Here is a 17,725-nt window from a genome sequence, read left to right as displayed (position 1 = left end):
GCTGGTAGCGATACGAATTAGCTTTTCTGTAACATGTTCTAGTTGCAACGACAGAAAGGGACGGGCCTTGACCGAGGCTGATCCGGACCGGGCACTCGACGAGCCACTCGGCGACCACGTACTCGAACTGCAGGTCGCCGAGGTCATCGCCGAGACCGACGACGCGCGGTCGTTGGTATTCGCCGCACCGGCCGACCCGGGCGACCCCGACATTCCCCCCGAGCGGCTGCGGTACGCCCCCGGGCAGTTCCTGACGCTGCGCATCCCCAGCGAGCGCACCGGGTCGGTGGCCCGCTGCTATTCGCTGTGCAGCTCCCCGTTCACCGACGACGCGCTGACGGTCACGGTCAAGCGGACCGCGGACGGCTACGCGTCCAACTGGCTGTGCGACCACGCACGCGAGGGCATGCGGATCCACGTGCTGGCCCCGTCGGGCAACTTCGTGCCCAAAACGCTGGACGGCGACTTCCTGCTGATGGCCGCGGGCAGCGGAATCACCCCGATCATGTCGATCTGCAAGTCGGCGCTGGCCGAGGGCAGCGGGCAGGTGGCGCTGCTCTACGCCAATCGCGACGACAGTTCGGTGATCTTCTCCGACGCCCTGCGCGAGCTCGCGGCCAAGTATCCCGACCGGCTCACGGTGCTGCACTGGCTGGAATCGCTGCAGGGCCTGCCCGGCGTGGCCGCGCTGGCCCGGCTGGCCGCCCCCTACACCGATCGCCCGGTGTTCATCTGCGGCCCGGGCGCCTTCATGGACTCGGCCAGGCAGGCCCTGGAGACACTGAAAGTGCCTGCGCCGCAGATACATATCGAAGTCTTCAAGTCGCTCGAGTCAGATCCGTTCGCGGCGATCAAGATCTCCGACACGGCCGAAGGCGACGAGCCGCCCGCGACCGCGGTGGTCGAACTGGACGGCGAGACCCACACCGTGTCGTGGCCGCGCGACGCCAAGCTGCTCGACGTGCTGCTGGCCAAGGGCCTCGACGCCCCCTTCTCCTGCCGCGAGGGCCATTGCGGCGCGTGTGCGTGCACGTTGCGCAAAGGCAACGTGAGCATGGAGGTCAACGACGTGCTCGAGCAGCAGGATCTGGACGAGGGCCTGATCCTGGCCTGTCAATCTCACCCGGAATCTGATTCGGTAGAAGTCACCTACGACGAGTAGTCGCGGGGTTAAGTTCGCCCTGGGTTAGCAAACCGGGAAAGGGAGCGTCGATGATGCGGCTGGTGTCGGGGTTCGCGGTCGCCGCGGTGATGCCCATGTTCCTGCCCGCCGCGGTATGCGCGGCGGCAAGCAACACCGCCACCACGCTGATCCCGCTGGACGGGCCCAATCAGCTGGAGACGCGCATCGTCCTCAACTGCTTCAAGGCCGACGGTCACTGCGACTTCACCGCCGGGGCGGACATGCTGACGCCCGACGGGGCGACCGGCTTCCCGCCGGGCCTGTGGGCCCGGCAAACTACCGAAATCCGGTCGTCGAACCGGCTGGCCTATCTCGACGCGCACGCCGACGGCCAGTACGAGCGGGTGCACAAGTCGATGGGCTCCGACGAGATCACCACCATTTACATGGGCGAGGGCCCGCCGGACAAGTACCAGACGAACGGGCGCATCGACTCCACCGACTGGCAGACGGGCCAGCCCAAGACCGACAACAACGTCATCGCCTGCACCCACATCCAGGTGGTCTACTCCGGGGTCAACATCACGTCCCCGAGCACCTGCGCGGTGACGACGTTCTCCTGACCCGGGCCGGATCCGATCCCCGCTAGCGGGGCATGCCGAGGAGTCGCTCGGCGGCGACCGTGAGCAGGATCTGCTCGGTGCCGCCCGCGATCGTCAGGCAGCGGGTGTTCAGGAAGTCGAACACCGCCTGGTTGTGCACCAGGCCGCCGCCTTCGGACACGTCCATCGTGTATTCGGCCAGCGCCTGGCGGTAGCGGACACCGATGAGCTTGCGCACGCTGGACTGCGCCCCGGGGTCCTGACCGCCGACGGCCAGCTGTGCGATCCGCTGATCCAGCAGCGCGCCGGTCTGGGCGGTGATGATCAGCCGCCCCAGCCGGTCTTGCTCCGCGGCGTCGAGGTCGAGCTCGGCCAGCAACTCGAGCAGTTCCTCCATCGGGTTGCCCAGCGCGGTTCCGTTGGCCATCGCGATCCGCTCGTTGGCCAGCGTGGTGCGGGCCAGCCGCCAGCCGTCGTTCACCTTGCCGACCACCAGTTCGTCGGGAACGAACACGTTGTCCAGGAACACCTCGTTGAACAACGAGTCGCCGGTGATCTCGCGCAGCGGGCGGATGTCGATGCCCGGTGAGCTCATCTCGACCAGGAAATAGGTGATGCCCTTGTGCTTCGGCGCGTCGGGATCGGTGCGCGCCAGGCACACCCCCCAGCGCGCCCTGTGCGCCGCCGACGTCCACACCTTCTGCCCGGTCAGCAGCCAGCCACCGTCGGTGCGCACCGCCTTGGTGCGCAGCGAGGCCAGGTCCGAACCGGCTCCCGGCTCGGAAAACAGCTGACACCAAACGAATTCGCCGCGCGTGGTGCCCGGTACGAAACGCTCGATCTGCTCCGGCGTGCCGTGCTCGAGGATGGTCGGCGCCGCCCACCACCCGATCACCAGGTCGGGCCGGACCACACCGGCCGCCTCCAGCTCCTGATCGATCAACAGCTGCTCGGCCGGTCCCGCGCCGCGCCCGTAGGGCGCCGGCCAGTGCGGAGCCTGCAGGCCCGCCTCGGCCAGCGCGGCCTGGCGCTTCTCGTTCGGCAGGCCCGCGACCTCGGCCACGGTCGCGGCGATCTGTGGGCGCTGGCCCTCGACCGCGGTGAGGTCGATACCCAGCCGGCGCCGCACCCCCGTCTGGGTCAGCGCGGTGATGCGGCGCAGCCAGGTCTGTGGCCCGCCCAGGAAGCGGCCGATGGCGTGCGCCCGGCGCAGGTAAAGGTGCGCGTCGTGCTCCCAGGTGCAGCCGATGCCGCCGAGTACCTGGATGCAGTCCTTGACGTTGGCCTGCACGGCGGCGATCCCGGTGCTCGCGGCCAGCGCCGCGGCGATGGCGAACTGGGCGTCGTCACCCTCGGCGGCGGCGCGCGCGGCATCGGCGGCGGCCACCTCGGCCTGCTCCGCGCGGCACAGCATCTCGGCGCAGATGTGCTTGATGGCCTGGAAGCTGCCGATCGGCTTGCCGAACTGCTCGCGGACCTTGGCGTAGTCGACGGCCGTCTCCAGCGACCATCGGGTGATGCCGGCCGCCTCGGCCGCCAACACAGTCGCGGCCAGTTCCTCGACGCGTTCGTGGCTGTCCGGCACCACGGTGGCCGGCGCCGAGTCCAGCGCCACCCGGGCCAGCGGCCGGGAGAAGTCGGTGGCCTGCAGGGGTTCGATCCGCACGCCCGCAGCGCCGGTGTCGATCAGCAACCATTTGCCGCCCGCCGGCGCCAATAGCACGGCGCCGTCGGCCACACCGAGCGCGAACGGCAGGACGCCCGAGGCCGTCGACGTCGTGTCGTCGAAGTCGACGTCGCCCCGCAGCGCCAGCCCGGCGAAGCGGTCACCCGTGGCCAGCTCGCCCAGCAACTCCGGATCAGGGACAACCAAGGTGGCCAGGGCGGTGGTCGCGACCGGCCCGGGGACCAGCGCCTTGGCGGCTTCCTCGACCATCGCGCACAGGTCTTCGATGCTGCCGCCGGCCCCGCCCGACTCCTCGGGGACCGCGACGCCGAAGATCCCGAGGTCGGCCAGCCGGGAAAACACCGGCCGCCAGGCGTCGGGCTTGCCCTGCTCCACGTCGCGGATTGCCGCGGTACCGCCGGGCCCCGACGTCGAATTGCGGGCCCAGTCGCGCACCAGGGCCCGCGCGGCGAACTGGTCGTCGGTGACGGTCGCTACCACTTGAGGGACCTCCGCGTCCTTGACTCTCGATGCGACAAGGGAGCTGGGCCCCTGCCCTGACTGTGCGATCTGCCCGCAAGCGGGTATCTCCGCGTCACGTGTCGGCACGCAACCCGCTCTCCGGAGACTAGAACGTGTTCTAATAGTGCCAGCGATCGACCGTCAAGTCGAACCGCATTACAGCAGCACAGCGGACGTCCGCGGCGGCATGGAGGTGGGAAATTCACACGCATGATGCGTATCGTTTGCAAACGAACCGCCGGGAACAGGAGCAAACCGTCACATGCCAGCCAACGCAAATCCGGGCCGCGTCTCTGACGCGCAGCCGCGGGAGGTCGTGAACGTGGCGGTTCTGGCGGAGTCCGAACTGGGTTCGGAGGCGCAGCGGGAACGCCGCAAGCGCATCCTCGATGCCACCATGGCCATCGCGTCCAAGGGTGGCTACGAGGCGGTCCAGATGCGGGCGGTGGCCGATCGCGCCGACGTCGCGGTGGGGACGCTGTACCGGTACTTCCCTTCGAAGGTGCACCTGCTGGTGTCGGCGCTGGGTCGCGAGTTCAGCCGCATCGACGCCAAGACGGACCGCTCGGCGATGACCGACGGCACGCCTTTTCAGCGGCTCAACTTCATGGTGGGCAAGCTGAACCGCGCGATGCAGCGCAATCCCCTGCTCACCGAGGCGATGACGCGCGCCTACGTGTTCGCCGACGCGTCGGCCTCCAGCGAGGTCGACCAGGTAGAGAAGCTGATCGACGGCATGTTCGCGCGGGCGATGGCCGACGGCGAACCGACCGAGCACCAATACCAAGTCGCCCGGGTGATCTCGGATGTCTGGACGAACAACCTGCTCGCATGGCTGACCAGGCGCGCCTCGGCCACCGACGTCAGCAAGCGGCTGGAACTCGCCGTGCGGCTGTTGATCGGCGACCAAGAGGCCAAGTAACGGAGCTCACGCCGGCGGACCGGCGGTGCGGCCTCGGATGAGCTCGGTGTCCAACAGTTCGACGACGGGCAAGCCGGATCGCGGCGGCTTCACCAACAGCTCCCCGGCCCGGCGGCCCTTCTGCAGGCTGGGTTGCGCCACCGTGGTCAGGCCGCGGCTGATGGCGTCGGGCACGCCGTCGAAACCGGTGAGCGTCAGCTGGCCCGGCACGTAAATGCCATGTGCCCGAAGGTAATCCATGGCGGAAAGAGCGAGGATGTCCGCCGTGCACATCAGCGCGGTGATCCGCGGATTGGCCTTGAGCGCAACCTCGGCGGCCGCGCCGCCCGATGCGGGCTCGTGCTCATAGCTTTCCACCACGGTCAGGGCATTCGGGTCGACGCCGGCCGCCGTCATCGCCTCCCACACGCCGGTGATCCGTTCGCGTTGCACGTCGAAGGACGGCGAGCGCAGCCGGTCGGCGTCCACCAGGCCCTGGCGTCGCTCCCGGCCCAATCGCATTGTCAGCAGCCCGATCTCGCGATGCCCCAGACCCAGCACGTAGTCGGCGAGCTCGCGCATCGCGGCGCGGTCGTCGATGCCCACCCGCGACACGCCGGCCAGCCCCTTGGGTTGGTCGACCACCACGATCGGCAGCCTGCGCTGCAGCACCACCTGCAGGTAGGGGTCGTCGTCGCACACCGAATACACCACGAAGCCGTCCACGCCCGCCGAAAGCACCGCGGCTGTGCCGTCTTTGAGGCTGCGACTGGGTCCGACGGCCACCAGCAGCAGCCCCTGCCCCAGCGCCTCGCATGACTGCGCCACCCCGGTGACGAAGTCCCGCGCGGCGGGGTCGCTGAAGAAGTACGTCAGCGGTTCGGCCATCACCAGGCCGACCGCACCGGCCCTGCGCGTGCGCAACGATCGCGCCACCGGGTCGGGGCCGGCGTATCCGAGCCGCTTGGCCGTCGCCAGTACGCGCTCCCGCAGATCCGGGGAGAGCTGATCGGGGCGGTTGAAGGCGTTCGAGATCGTCGTGCGCGAGACGTTGAGCTCGTCCGCCAGCGACGCCAGAGTCGCACGCCGGCGCGGTGTGGGACTCACGTTCGGTGAGGCTACAGCGGATTCGGTGCCGCGCGTATGAGCTTCAGGTTGCGGCTTTGTAATGGAAACGGTTTTCATTAGTATTGTGGATCGGCTGGCTGGCCGGTGGGAGGAAATCGGACGTGCGCATAGCACTCACGCGGCAACGAACGGCTGAGGCCAGGACCGCCGACGCGACGCGTTGGCTGCTGGCCGCCCTGCTGCTCACCGGCGGCGTGCTGCTCCCCGGTTGCGGCGCCCCGGCCCACCCCCGCGCCGCTTCCATCGTCGCCTCCACCGACGTGTGGGGCAGCGTGGCGCGCGCGGTCGCGGGCCGCCACACCACCGTCAAATCCATTCTCAGCGGCGCCGACATCGACCCGCACTCCTACGAGGTGAGTCCCGCGGATGCCGCCGCGATCGCCGACGCCCCGGTGGTGGTGTGCAACGGCGGCGGCTACGACGCCTGGGTCGACGACGTGCTGGCCCACCACCCGGCCAAGGCGATCAGCGCCTTCTCCTTCCTGGTGGCCGACGGACAACCCCGCAACGAGCACGTCTTCTACGATCTGGCCGTCGCCAAATCCGTCGCCGCCACCATCGCCGAGCGGCTCGCGGCCATCAACCCGTCCAACGCCGCCGACTACCGGGCCAACGCCGCGGTGTTCGGCCGCGACGCCGACTCCATCGCGGGCGCCGAACACGCGATAGCGGCCACCCACCCCAACACCTCTGTGATCGCGACCGAACCGGTCGCGTTCTATCTGCTGAAGGCCTCCGGCCTGCAGAACCGGACCCCGCCCGCCTTCGAGGCGGCCACCGAGAACGAGACCGACCCCGCGCCGTCGGACATGGCGGCCGTCCTCGACCTGGTCAACCGACGACAAGTCACGGCGGTGCTGGTGAACCCGCAGACCGCGACAGCCGCGATCACCGCCCTGCGTGACGCCGCGCGACGCGCGGGCGTCCCGGTCACCGACGTGTCCGAAACCCTGCCCGACGGCACGGATTACCTGACCTGGCAACGCAATACGGTCAACCAGTTGCAGTCCGCGCTGCAGTCGAGCCGGCTGCCGCGGTCATGAGCATCGAGTCCGTCGCGGCCGTGAAGGATCCTGCCGAGACCGTGTCGCTGCGCGGCGCGCGGCTGTCGTTCGGCGACCGCGTCCTGTGGGACCGGCTGGACCTGTCGGTATCGCGCGGCGAGTTCGTCGCTGTGCTGGGCCCGAACGGCAGCGGGAAGACGTCTCTGCTCAGGGTGCTGCTCGGGCAGCTGGCGCTGAGCGCAGGCAGCGGGCTGGTGGACGGAAAGCCGATCACCTCGGGCAGCGGGCGCATCGGCTATGTGCCGCAACATCATCCGATGGACGCCGACGTGATGCTGCGCGGGCGTGACCTGGTTCGGCTGGGCATCGACGGGCCGCGCTGGGGCGCCATCCCGTTGCGGTCCGCCGATCGGGCCCGCCGGCGCGCGGCCGTGCAGCACGCCCTGCGCCAGGTCAACTGCGAACACCTCGCGGACGTCCGGGTCGGCAGGATGTCGGGCGGGGAGTTGCAGCGGGTGCGCATCGCGCAGGCGCTGGTCAGCGATCCGCCGCTGTTGTTGTGCGACGAACCACTGCTGACGCTGGACCCCGCCAACGCCAAGCTGGTGTCGGCGCTGATCGAACGGCGCCGACGGGACACCTCGACCACGGTCATGGTGGTTACCCACGAGATCAACCCGATCCTGCCGTACGTGGACCGGCTGCTTTATCTGGTAGACGGCCGGTTCGAGATCGGCACCGTCGAGCAGGTGATGACCAGCCGGACATTGTCGGCGCTGTACCGATCCGACATCCAGGTGGTGAAGGTCAAGGACGGCTACGTCGTGGCCGGCGCACGCGACGACGGGTATTGCTGATGGAGCATCGGCTCGCAGGCCTGCTGGACAACTTGTTCTCCTTCGACGTCACCGCCCACCTGCTCGGCCACGACTTCGTGCAGCAGGCGGTGCTGGCGGCCGCGCTGCTGGGCCTGGTGGCGGGCTTGATCGGGCCGTTCATCGTCATGCGGCAGATGTCGTTCGCCGTGCACGGTTCCAGCGAATTGTCGCTGACCGGCGCCGCTTTCGCGCTGCTGGCCGGCTTCGGCGTCGGGCTGGGCGCGCTGATCGGCAGCGCCCTGGCCGCGGCGCTGTTCGGCGTGCTGGGGCGGCGCGACCGGGAGCGCGACTCCGTGATCGGCGTGGTGCTGGCGTTCGGGCTGGGCCTGGCGGTGTTGTTCATCCATCTCTACCCGGGCCGCACGTCGACCAGCTTCGCCCTGCTGACCGGCCAGATCGTCGGGGTGGGCTACACCGGCCTGACCATGCTCGCCCTGGTCTGCCTGCTCGTCATCGTCGTGCTGGTGACGTGTTACCGCCCGCTGCTGTTCGCCACGGTCGATCCCGATGTGGCCGCGGCCCGCGGTGTGCCGGTCTACGCGCTGGGCATCGTGTTCGCCGCGCTGGTCGGCGTGGTGGCGGCCCAGGCGGTGCAGATCGTCGGCGCGCTGCTGGTGATGTCGTTGCTGATCACGCCGGCGGCCGCCGCGGCCCGGGTGGTCGCCTCGCCTGCGGCGGCGATGCTGACCTCCGTCGTGTTCGCCGAGGTGGCCGCGGTGGGCGGCCTGGTGCTGTCGCTGGCGCCCGGCGTGCCGGTGTCGGTCTTCGTGGCCGGTATCTCGTTCCTGATCTATCTGGTCTGCTGGCTGATCGGACGCCGGCACGAAGCCGCCGCCTAAGCTGGGCGGGTGGCCCGCATCGACCTCAACGCCGACCTCGGCGAGGGCTTCGGCGTGTGGCGCCTGGGTGACGACGACGCCATGCTCGGCATCGTCACGAGCGCCAACGTCGCCTGCGGCTTCCATGCCGGCGACCCGGCGGGCCTGCTGCGGGTATGCCGGTCGGCCGCCCGGCTCGGTGTCCGGGTCGGGGCACAGGTGAGTTATCGCGACCTGGCCGGGTTCGGCAGGCGCTTCATCGACGTTTCCGCCGAGGATCTCGTCGCCGATGTGGTGTATCAGATCGGCGCGCTGCGGTCGATAGCGCACGTGGCAGGTACGGCGGTGTGCTACGTCAAACCGCATGGGGCGCTGTACAACACAATCGTGACGCACACCGAACAGGCCGCCGCGGTGGCCGAGGCGGTGCGCCAGGTGGACGCGGGGCTGCCGGTGCTGGGCATGGCGGGTTCCGCGTTTTTCGGCGAAGCCACCCGCCGCGGCTTGCGCACGGTCGCAGAGGCTTTCGCCGACCGGGCCTACCGGCCGGACGGCGCGCTGGTGTCGCGCCGCGAGAAGGGGGCGGTGCTGCACGACCCGGCGCAGATCGCCGACCGGGTGCTGACGATGGTCACCTCGGATGAGGTCACCGCCATCGACGGCACCCGCCTCGCCCTGAAAGCGGAATCGGTGTGCGTGCACGGCGATTCGCCGGGAGCGGTGCAGATCGCCGCCGCCGTTCGCCATCGCCTCGAGGCGTCCGGCGTCGAGATGCGGGCCTTCGGCTGATGCGCATGAAGCCCGGCCGGCCCGATATCGCCCGCTACGCCAACCGATTCGACGCCCCCACCGCCGAACCCGGCGCGCTCTCGGTGACGTGGATGGGAGTGGCGACCCTGCTGGTCGACGACGGCTCGTCGGCGTTGCTGACCGACGGCTACTTCTCCCGGCCGAGCCTGGCCAGGGTCGCGGCCGGCAAGGTGGCGCCCGTGCCCGCGCGCGTCGACGGATGCCTTGCACGGGCGAAGGTCTCGCGGCTGGCGGCGGTGGTACCCGTGCACACCCACTTCGACCACGTGCTGGACTCCGCGCTGGTCGCCGACCGCACGGGCGCGCAGTTGGTCGGCGGGCAGTCCGCGGCCAATGTCGGGCGCGGGTACGGGTTGCCCGAGAACCGGATCGTGGTTGCGGTCGACGGCGAACCGATTCCGTTGGGCGCCTACGACGTCACCCTGATCGAGTCGCACCACTGCCCGCCCGACCGGTTCCCGGGCGTCATCGACCAACCGGTGAACCCGCCGGTACGGGCGTCGGCGTATCGCTGCGGGGAGTCCTGGTCGATGCTGGTGTGTCACCGCCCGACAAACCGGCGACTGCTGATCCAGGGCAGTGCCGGCTTCGTCAAAGGCGCGCTGGCCGGCCGGCGCGCCGACGCCGCATACCTGTCCGTCGGCCAGCTGGGATTACGGTCGCGCTCCTACCTGGTCGACTACTGGACCGAGACCGTGCGCGCGGTGGGGGCGCGCCGGGTCGTTCTGATTCACTGGGACGACTTCTTTCGCCCGCTGACGAAACCGTTGCGCGCCCTGCCCTATGCGGGTGATGACCTGGACGTGTCGATCGGCATCCTCGACGAGCTGGCCGCACAGGACGGCGTCACGATCCACCTGCCCACGCTGTGGCGGCGCGAAGACCCTTGGCAGTGAAGCGATTTCGACGTTGGCCCTGACGCTTGCGCTGCTGCTGCTTGCCGTTGTGCTGGCATTCGCCGTTGCGCGCCCCAGGGGCTGGCCCGAGGCGCTGGCCGCGGTGCCAGCTGCCCTGATCCTGATCGCCGTCGGCGCGATCTCGGTCGACCAGGCGGCCAAAGAGATCGCCGACCTGTCCGGGGTGGTGGCGTTTTTGGGTGCGGTGCTGGTGCTGGCCAAGCTCTGCGACGATGAGGGCCTGTTCGAGGCCGCGGGCGCGGCGATCGCGCGGGGGCGGGTCTCCTCGGGCGGCCTGCTGGGCCGCGTGTTCGTCATCGCCTCGGCGATCACCGCGGTGCTGAGCCTGGACGCGGCCGTGGTGCTGCTCACCCCGGTGGTGCTCGCCGCGGTTCGGCGACAGCGCACCCCGGTGCGGCCGTACGCCTACGCCACCGCGCACCTGGCCAACGGCGCGTCGCTGCTGCTACCGGTGTCGAACCTGACCAACCTGCTGGCCTTCCACACCGCCCACATTTCGTTCACCAAGTTCACGCTGGCGATGGCGGCGCCGTGGGTGGGCACGGTGGCCGTCCTCTACGTGGTCTTCCGGTGGTTCTTCGCCGACGACCTGCGGGTGCAGCCCCACCCCGAGCAGCTGGGCGCGCCGCCGCGCCCACCGGTGTTCGTGTTGGTGGTCGTCGCGCTGACACTCGCCGGATTTGCGGTCGCCCAGTCCGTCGGGATCGCCCCGGCCTGGGTGGCGCTGTGCGGCGCCGCGGTGCTGGCGGTGCGCAGCCTGCGGCACCGGCGCACCTCGGCGTCCGACATCGTGCGCTCGGCGAACGTGTCGTTCTTGGTGTTCGTACCCGCGCTGGGCGTGGTGGTGCAGGCGGTCATGCTCAACGGGATGAACCGGGCGATGTCGGCGGTGCTGCCGTCGGGCGCGGGACTGCCCGCACTGCTCGCGGTCGCGGCGACGGCGGCCGCGCTGGCCAACGTCGTCAACAACCTGCCCGCCACCCTGGTGCTGCTGCCGCTGGTTGCGCCGACCGGCCCGGTCGCGGTGTTGGCGGTACTCGTCGGGGTGAACATCGGCCCCAACCTGACGTATGTCGGTTCGCTGTCGAACCTGTTGTGGCGGCGAGTGTTACGGCAGCACAACGTCGACGCCGGCGCCGGCGAATACACCCGCCTCGGCATATGCACGGTGCCCGCCTCGCTGACGGCGGCGGTGCTCGCGCTGTGGGCGTCGGCGCGGCTGCTGGGCCTCTAGGGTGCGGGCGGGACGCAGGGTCCCGACCGGATGATCGACGCCAGCTCCTCGCGCGACTGCGCGCCCACGCGCTGGCAGGCCCGATACACGTGGCCCTCGACGGTGCGCACCGACATCACCAGCTTCTCGGCGATGTCGCGGTTGGACAGACCGGCCACCACGAGTTCGACGACATCACGCTGGCGGCCGGACAATTTGAGGCCAGTCGGAGTGTGCAGGGCGGGCGTGTGCAGACCCCCGCACTCGTCGGCCAGTTCCCTGGCCGACGCCGCCGCGTACAGCCCACGGCGATGGTGTTGCTGTTCGTCGAACAGCACCGCGGCCTGCGCCGCCGCGTCGGCGGCCGCGACCCGATCACCGATCCTGCGATATGCCGCCGAGGCCGCGAGCAGGCTCTCGCCATCGGAGGCCGACAGCGCCTGCGCGTGCGACGCGACGGCGTCGGCCAGCGGTAACGACAACGCACCGGCCAGCTCTCGCGCCCGCGCCGCCTGCGAGGCATCGCCCCATTGCGCCGCCGCCTGAATGCAGGCCAGCTCGTGCGTGGGCTGGCCTCGGTCGCGGGCCACCCGCGCCGCCTCCTGCACACATGCCACGGCCTCGCCCAACCGGCCGCCGGCCGCCAGCGCCCACCCCTCTGCCAGCGACAAGCCGGTGTGCATGAACAGAAAGTCCTCCGGCACGCAGGAGCGCGCCGCGGCGACCGCGTCATTCGCCTCCCCGGCCTGCCCGAGCTTGGCATGTGACTCGGCCAGCGCGAAGTAGCTCGCAGGACGCAAACCCGTTGTTACATAAAGTATTTGCACCCCGGCCACCGCCTCGTGGATCAGCCGGGCGGCCTCCGCGACGGCACCGCGGGCCAGCTCGGCGTTGCCCGACAGCAGGGCGAGGTTGGCATACGCCAGGCCCGGAATGTCACGGGACGCATCGTCCAGTTTCCTTGCGGTGTTGACGAATTCGTCGATCCGGCCGGTCAATCGGCAGGCGCGCCCGTACACGGCGCCGAACCAGAACCGCATGTGCGACGCCTGAAACGACGTCGTCGCACCGCGCAGCGTCTGCTCCGCCACGCCCGTGAGCTCGCCGACCCGACCCAGCGCCCCCATCGCCATGATCAAGGCGAGCGAGGCCATCATCGCGTGAAAGCCGGGCAGTTCGGGGAAACCCAAAGCGGCCCGGGCGGTTTCGGCCGCGATCTCACACCGCGCCGCCACCGCGTCCAGGCACGCCTGCACCGCGAGCCGCTCGGCCCGCTGGGCCGGCGTCTCCGCGGTCACGGCGAGGCCGTCGAGGATCGCGGCCGCGTCCTTGGGCCGGAACAGATTCCAGATCAGGTTGGCCGCCCGCACCGTCGCCCAGTGATGGCCGTCGGGAAGGTCGGCGTCGGCCATCTCGCGCAGCGCCGCCTCGGCGGCCTCGCCGCGGCCGAGCAGCGCCAGGTTCATGGCTTGCACCCCGGCGGCACCGGGCGCCCCGGCTTTGGCGGCGGCGGTGGCGAACCGGTCGGCCAGATCGAGATCGAGCAGGGTCATCGCATGCCGCGCCGATTCCAGGTACAGCCCGGGGTCGGGGTCGAGGTCGGACTCGAGACGCAGCACTGCGCGGCGCACCGTGGCCTGCATGTCGGCGTCGCGGTCCTTGCCCAGCCGCGTCGCCAGCCTGCCGCGGAGTTCCGACAGGTACATCTCACCGGCGCCCGCCCGGCGCAGCTCACCGAACAGTGGATGGGCGAGCCGGGCCGTCAACCCGGCTCCGGTGCGTTCGATGGTCACCAGCCCCATCCGTTCGGCCGCCGCGACGTCGCTGCGCCGTGCCAGATCGCACAGCGCCTCCACGGCCAACGGCTCACACTGCGACAGGGTGTCGATCACGATCGCCACTTCGGCGCTCAGCCGACCCATCTGACGGCCCACCGTGTCCGACAGGGTTTCCGATACCGCGACGTCGCCGTCCCACATCCACACCCCGGCCGTCTTGCGCATCCGCCCGGCGGCCACCTGGTCGGCCACCAGCTGCCGCAGGAACAGCGCGTTGCCACCGGTCAGCTTGTGAAACCGGGCGGCGCTGCGCGCATCGACCGGACCGTCCAGCCGGCTCTCGATGGCTTCGCGCGTGGTCGCGGCCGAAAACGGCGTGAGGTCAAGCCTTTCCAACAGCCCGTCTTTCCACAGCGCCGTCACCGCGTCCGGCCCGTCGCTGCCGGTACGGACGGTGGCCACCAGCCGGACCCCACCGGACTGCGCCAGCTGGTGCACGACGAGCGCCGACAGCCCGTCGAGCAGGTGTGCGTCGTCGATCCCCACCAGCACACGGCGCTGACGCTGTTGCGCGACGAACGAATTGATCACCCGCCGCACATCGGTCAGCGGATCCGACATCGCGGCGCCCAGCGCCCCGATGAACGCGCCCAGGGGCAGCGCCTGCGCCGAGCCGGTGGCCACGATCCACTTGGTGCACTCCCCGGACGCCTCGGCGCGCCGCAGCACTTCCTGCGCGAGCCAGGTCTTGCCCACGCCGGCGGCTCCGGCGATCACCACCCCCGTGCGGTTGCCGCCCGGACTCAGGGCGCGGCGAATGATCCTCAATTCGCTGTCACGCCCGGCCAGCGGCTCGGCGCCGATCACTCGGCGACTATAACGGCGCACCAGCATGGAACGGGGGGCTTTGCCGCGGTTTCGGGGGCCCACGGTGCGGCCGCCGTACAGCAATGACGTAGCCGACTACGCTGTCGGCGCCTGTTCTGCCACGTGAGCATGGTTTTCGTCGGATTGGCACGCAACACGGGCGGTGGGCTATGGCAAAGATCGGCGAGCACGCAGTGGTATTGGGAGCGAGCATGGCCGGCCTGGTGGCCGCGCGAACGCTCAGCGACTTCTACGGCACGGTCACGGTGGTGGAGCGCGATCCGCTGCCCGACATTCCCGCCGAAACCGCCGCCCCGCGCCGCGGCGTGCCACAGGGCCGGCACCTCCATGGCCTGCTGCCTCGCGGCGCCCAGGTGCTCGAGCGCTTGTTCCCCGGCGTCCTGGACGAGATGGTCGGCGACGGCGCTCATCACCTGGATGGCGGGGATCTCTCCCTGCTGTACTACAACCTCGGCGGGCACCTGATGGTGCGCACCGGTGGCGCCCCCTCGTTCGCCGCGTATCTCGCCACCCGGCCGTTCCTCGAGGAACACGTCCGCGCGCGCCTGCGCCGTATCCCCAACATCACGCTCCTCGATGAGCACGACATCGTGGACCTGACCACCACAGCAGACCGCCGCCGCGTCAGTGGCGCCCGGATCGTCAACCGTCGGACACGCGAGGACATCGTGCTGGCCGCGGATCTGGTGCTCGATGCCACCGGCCGCGGTGCCCGCACCCCGGCATGGCTGCATGCCCTGGGCTACCAGCGCCCGCCCGAGGTTCACGTTCCCGTGCACCTCACCTATGCGAGCCAGTTCCTGCGCATGGCGCCGGACGCGCTGCACGAGTCGGGTTTCGTAGTCGGGGTGGTGCCGGGGCGGCCGCGCGGGCTGGGCATGCTGCGCATGGAGAACGACACCTGGATGTTCACCGTCTACGGCGTCGCGGGCCAGGCGCCGCGGCTGGACCTGGTGTCGATGTGCGAGTTCGTCGAGGACTTCGCACCGGCCCACCTGCTGGCCGCGGTCCGGGCCGCCGAACCCGTCGGGGAGCCCACCCGGCACGGTCAGCCGTCGAGTCAGTGGCGCCGATACGACCAGATGCAACGCTTCCCCGAAGGCCTGTTGGTGATGGGGGACGCGATCTGCAGCTTCAACCCTATCTACGGTCAGGGCATGACGGTCGCCGCGCTGGAGGCCGAGGCGCTGCACGACTGCCTGTCCGGCGGCACGGGCGATCTGGCGCGGCGATTCTTCCGCGCCGCCGCGGCGCCGATCCGCCAGGCATGGGAACTGTCCGCCAACCCCGACCTGTGCCTGCCCGAAATCGAAGGCACACCACCATTTTTCACCCGCATCCTGAATGGGTACATCGACCGCATACTCACCGCGACCGAGTACGACCCCGTCGCCGTCGATCACTTCGTGAGGGTCACCGCGCTCCTCGATCCCGCTACCCGGCTGCTGCGCCCGGGCATGATGTGGCGCGCCGCCCTGGCCAACCGTCGCCGGCCGCGCCGCGACGACGAGCGGCCGGCACGCGATCTGGCCGGCAGCGTGACCCGCTAACCCCGCCGGTAGGCCGGCGGCAACGGCATCGACAGTTCGGCGAGCACGCCACGCGCGAGCTTCGGATAGTCGGTGATGATGCCGTCGACGCCGAAGCCGATCTGCTCACGCATGGTGGCCGCGTCGTTCACCGTCCACGGAATCACCTTGAGCCCCAACGCATGCGCGCGGTCGACGTACGGCTCACCGGCGACCAGCCGGTAGTCCGGGGAGGCGATGCTCGCCCCCACCATCCGCGCGCCGACCAGGGGATCGCCGATGAGCGCAGGGTTTTCGCCCGCCAGCCACGGGGAGCCGGCCACCCAGGTCTGCTCGTCATATAAGGCCACCAACGGAATTGACGGCTCGGCGCCACGTACCAGGGGCAGGGTGCGCCAGTCGAAGCTCTCGATCGCCACCCGGTCGACCTTGCCCCCGGACCTGACCGCGGCCAATATCACGTCGACGAACTCCTGCGGCTCGGCGGATACACCGGGCCGATCGGCCTCCACCTTGGTTTCGATGTTGTAGCGGATCGCGTCGGCGCGATAAGAGTCGGCCAGCGCGAACACCTGCGGCAGCGTCGCAATCTTGTTGCCCCGCACCACTTCGGCCCGCGGATAGTCATCGAGCCGGCGCCCACAGTCCAGGGTGCCGACCTGCGCCAGGGTGAGCTCGTGCACCGACTTGCCGACGTACGGGTACTGCGGGTCGCCGGCGAACGCGGGCGCGGTGTCGGCGCACTTGTCGGGCTGGATCATCGGGTCGTGCCAGACCAGGGGCTGCTTGTCCTTGCTGAGCACGATGTCGAGTTCCAAAGTGCTGACGCCCAATTCGAGCGACTTGGCGAACGCGCGCAGGGATTCCTCGGTGGTTTCCCCGCGGCCGCCGCGATGGGCCTGCAGGTCGAAGTCGGACGCCTGGGCCCGGGCCATGCCGAGCGGTAACGCCACGACGGCCAGCAGCGCCAGCACGGCCGCCAGGCGTGCGGGCGGGCCGGGCACCGGAGTCAGATCCTGCGCAAGCGCGTGATTTCGGCGAGCACCACCCCGGCGGCCACCGACGCGTTCAGCGATTCGGCGTTACCCGCCATCGGGATGGACACGATTTCGTCGCAGTTCTGCCGCACCAACCGCGACAGACCCTTGCCTTCCGAGCCCACGACCACCACCAGAGGATCGGTGCCGTCGATCTGGTCGAGCGTGGTGTCACCGCCGGCATCGAGCCCGAGCACCCGGAGCCCGCGGCCGGCCCAATCCGTCAGCGTCCTGTTCAGATTCGTGGCTCGCGCCACCGGGATGCGGGCGGCGGCCCCGGCGCTGGTGCGCCAGGCCACCGCCGTCACAGAGGCCGACCGTCGCTGCGGGATCAGCACCCCGTGGCCTCCGAATGCCGCCACCGACCGCACGATGGCGCCCAGGTTGCGGGGGTCGGAGATGTTGTCCAGCGCGACCAGCAGGGCCGGCGGGGAGGCCAGTGCGGCGGCAACCAGATCGTCGGGGTGGGCGTAGTTGTACGGCGGTACCTGCAGCGCGAGGCCCTGATGCAGGTGGTTGCCGGTCATCCGGTCCAGGTCGGCACGCGGCAACTCGAGGATGGAAATTCCCGAATCGGCTGCGCGGGTGACGGATTCGGTGAGCCGCTCGTCGGCTTCGGTGCCCAGCGCCACGTAGAGCGCGGTGGCAGGCACCCCGGCCCGCAGACATTCCAGCACCGGGTTGCGGCCGAGCACCGTCTCCGACTCGTCGGTCCGGGCCCGCGCCGGCCGGCGGCTCTGGGCTTTGGCCCGCTTGGCCGCCGGATGGTTGGGGCGCAGGTGCGCGGGCGGGGTGGGCCCACGGCCCTCCAGGCCGCGGCGGCGCTGGCCCCCGGAACCCACGGTCGGGCCCTTCTTGGTGCCCTCTTTGCGTATCGCCCCGCGGCGACGCGAATTGCCCGCCATCTGCGC

Annotated in this window: 15 protein-coding genes; 10 read left to right on the top strand and 5 right to left on the bottom strand. The window is 70.2% G+C overall.

Going from position 1 to position 17,725, the window contains the following annotated elements; genetic code table 11:
• Positions 1–67: 67 nt before the first annotated feature.
• A complete protein-coding gene (locus OQ789_RS00840; RefSeq protein ID WP_324682780.1) occupies positions 68–1,162 on the top strand; it encodes a ferredoxin--NADP reductase in 1,095 nt (364 codons plus the stop codon).
• A 50-nt stretch (positions 1,163–1,212) separates the two neighbouring features.
• Complete coding sequence (locus tag OQ789_RS00835) at positions 1,213–1,746, top strand: hypothetical protein (protein ID WP_324682778.1); 534 nt, start codon at positions 1,213–1,215, stop codon at positions 1,744–1,746.
• Between the two features lie 22 nt (positions 1,747–1,768).
• Here the strand turns inward: OQ789_RS00835 and OQ789_RS00830 are convergent, their stop codons facing one another.
• Positions 1,769–3,892, bottom strand: coding sequence for an acyl-CoA dehydrogenase (locus OQ789_RS00830; RefSeq protein ID WP_324682776.1), 2,124 nt, complete (start codon positions 3,890–3,892; stop codon positions 1,769–1,771).
• 343 nt (positions 3,893–4,235) lie between these two features.
• Between OQ789_RS00830 and kstR the strand changes: the two genes are divergently transcribed.
• Entirely contained in the window at positions 4,236–4,835 is a 600-nt protein-coding gene (gene kstR, locus OQ789_RS00825) for a cholesterol catabolism transcriptional regulator KstR (RefSeq protein WP_324683338.1), read from the top strand.
• A gap of 6 nt (positions 4,836–4,841) precedes the next feature.
• Here kstR and OQ789_RS00820 read toward each other — a convergent pair whose 3' ends face one another.
• Positions 4,842–5,921, bottom strand: a complete 1,080-nt coding sequence (locus OQ789_RS00820; RefSeq protein WP_324682774.1) for a LacI family DNA-binding transcriptional regulator — start codon at positions 5,919–5,921, stop codon at positions 4,842–4,844.
• A 122-nt stretch (positions 5,922–6,043) separates the two neighbouring features.
• Here OQ789_RS00820 and OQ789_RS00815 point away from each other — a divergent pair, with 122 nt between their 5' ends.
• From OQ789_RS00815 to OQ789_RS00790, 6 genes are read left to right on the top strand one after another with little or no spacing between them, the layout of a single operon-like run.
• Positions 6,044–6,985: a metal ABC transporter solute-binding protein, Zn/Mn family gene (locus OQ789_RS00815; protein ID WP_420716016.1), complete on the top strand. Its 942-nt coding sequence runs from the start codon at positions 6,044–6,046 to the stop codon at positions 6,983–6,985.
• Positions 6,982–7,803: a metal ABC transporter ATP-binding protein gene (locus OQ789_RS00810; protein ID WP_324682772.1), complete on the top strand. Its 822-nt coding sequence runs from the start codon at positions 6,982–6,984 to the stop codon at positions 7,801–7,803. The genes OQ789_RS00815 and OQ789_RS00810 overlap by 4 nt, the downstream gene beginning before the upstream one ends.
• Complete coding sequence (locus OQ789_RS00805; RefSeq protein ID WP_324682770.1) at positions 7,803–8,663, top strand: metal ABC transporter permease; 861 nt, start codon at positions 7,803–7,805, stop codon at positions 8,661–8,663. Before OQ789_RS00810 ends, OQ789_RS00805 begins: the two co-directional genes overlap by 1 nt.
• Positions 8,664–8,672: 9 nt before the next feature.
• Positions 8,673–9,431 (top strand): 5-oxoprolinase subunit PxpA, encoded by a 759-nt coding sequence (locus tag OQ789_RS00800; RefSeq protein ID WP_324682768.1) that lies wholly within the window; start codon positions 8,673–8,675, stop codon positions 9,429–9,431.
• Positions 9,431–10,348 (top strand): MBL fold metallo-hydrolase, encoded by a 918-nt coding sequence (locus tag OQ789_RS00795; RefSeq protein ID WP_324682767.1) that lies wholly within the window; start codon positions 9,431–9,433, stop codon positions 10,346–10,348. Before OQ789_RS00800 ends, OQ789_RS00795 begins: the two co-directional genes overlap by 1 nt.
• Positions 10,349–10,361: 13 nt before the next feature.
• Positions 10,362–11,603 carry an SLC13 family permease gene (locus OQ789_RS00790; RefSeq protein WP_324682765.1) on the top strand — a complete coding sequence of 414 codons (1,242 nt, stop codon included), beginning with the start codon at positions 10,362–10,364 and terminating at the stop codon, positions 11,601–11,603.
• Here the strand turns inward: OQ789_RS00790 and OQ789_RS00785 are convergent.
• Positions 11,600–14,227, bottom strand: a complete 2,628-nt coding sequence (locus OQ789_RS00785) for a helix-turn-helix transcriptional regulator (protein ID WP_324682763.1) — start codon at positions 14,225–14,227, stop codon at positions 11,600–11,602. The two genes, OQ789_RS00790 and OQ789_RS00785, sit on opposite strands and share 4 nt — an antisense overlap.
• Before the next feature lie 170 nt (positions 14,228–14,397).
• Between OQ789_RS00785 and OQ789_RS00780 the strand changes: the two genes are divergently transcribed.
• Positions 14,398–15,798: a 2-polyprenyl-6-methoxyphenol hydroxylase-like oxidoreductase gene (locus OQ789_RS00780; RefSeq protein WP_324682761.1), complete on the top strand. Its 1,401-nt coding sequence runs from the start codon at positions 14,398–14,400 to the stop codon at positions 15,796–15,798.
• Here the strand turns inward: OQ789_RS00780 and OQ789_RS00775 are convergent.
• Together OQ789_RS00775 and rlmB are read right to left on the bottom strand one after the other, a co-directional pair.
• On the bottom strand, positions 15,795–16,712 hold the full coding sequence (locus OQ789_RS00775; RefSeq protein WP_324683336.1) for a glycerophosphodiester phosphodiesterase: 918 nt from the start codon (positions 16,710–16,712) through the stop codon (positions 15,795–15,797). The genes OQ789_RS00780 and OQ789_RS00775 overlap by 4 nt on opposite strands.
• Positions 16,713–16,786: 74 nt before the next feature.
• Entirely contained in the window at positions 16,787–17,719 is a 933-nt protein-coding gene (gene rlmB, locus OQ789_RS00770) for a 23S rRNA (guanosine(2251)-2'-O)-methyltransferase RlmB (RefSeq protein ID WP_324682759.1), read from the bottom strand.
• Positions 17,720–17,725: the final 6 nt, after the last annotated feature.

This window comes from Mycobacterium sp. 94-17 (assembly GCF_035617725.1).
GTDB lineage: Bacteria > Actinomycetota > Actinomycetes > Mycobacteriales > Mycobacteriaceae > Mycobacterium.
This window is presented reverse-complemented; position numbering and strand designations above follow the sequence as displayed.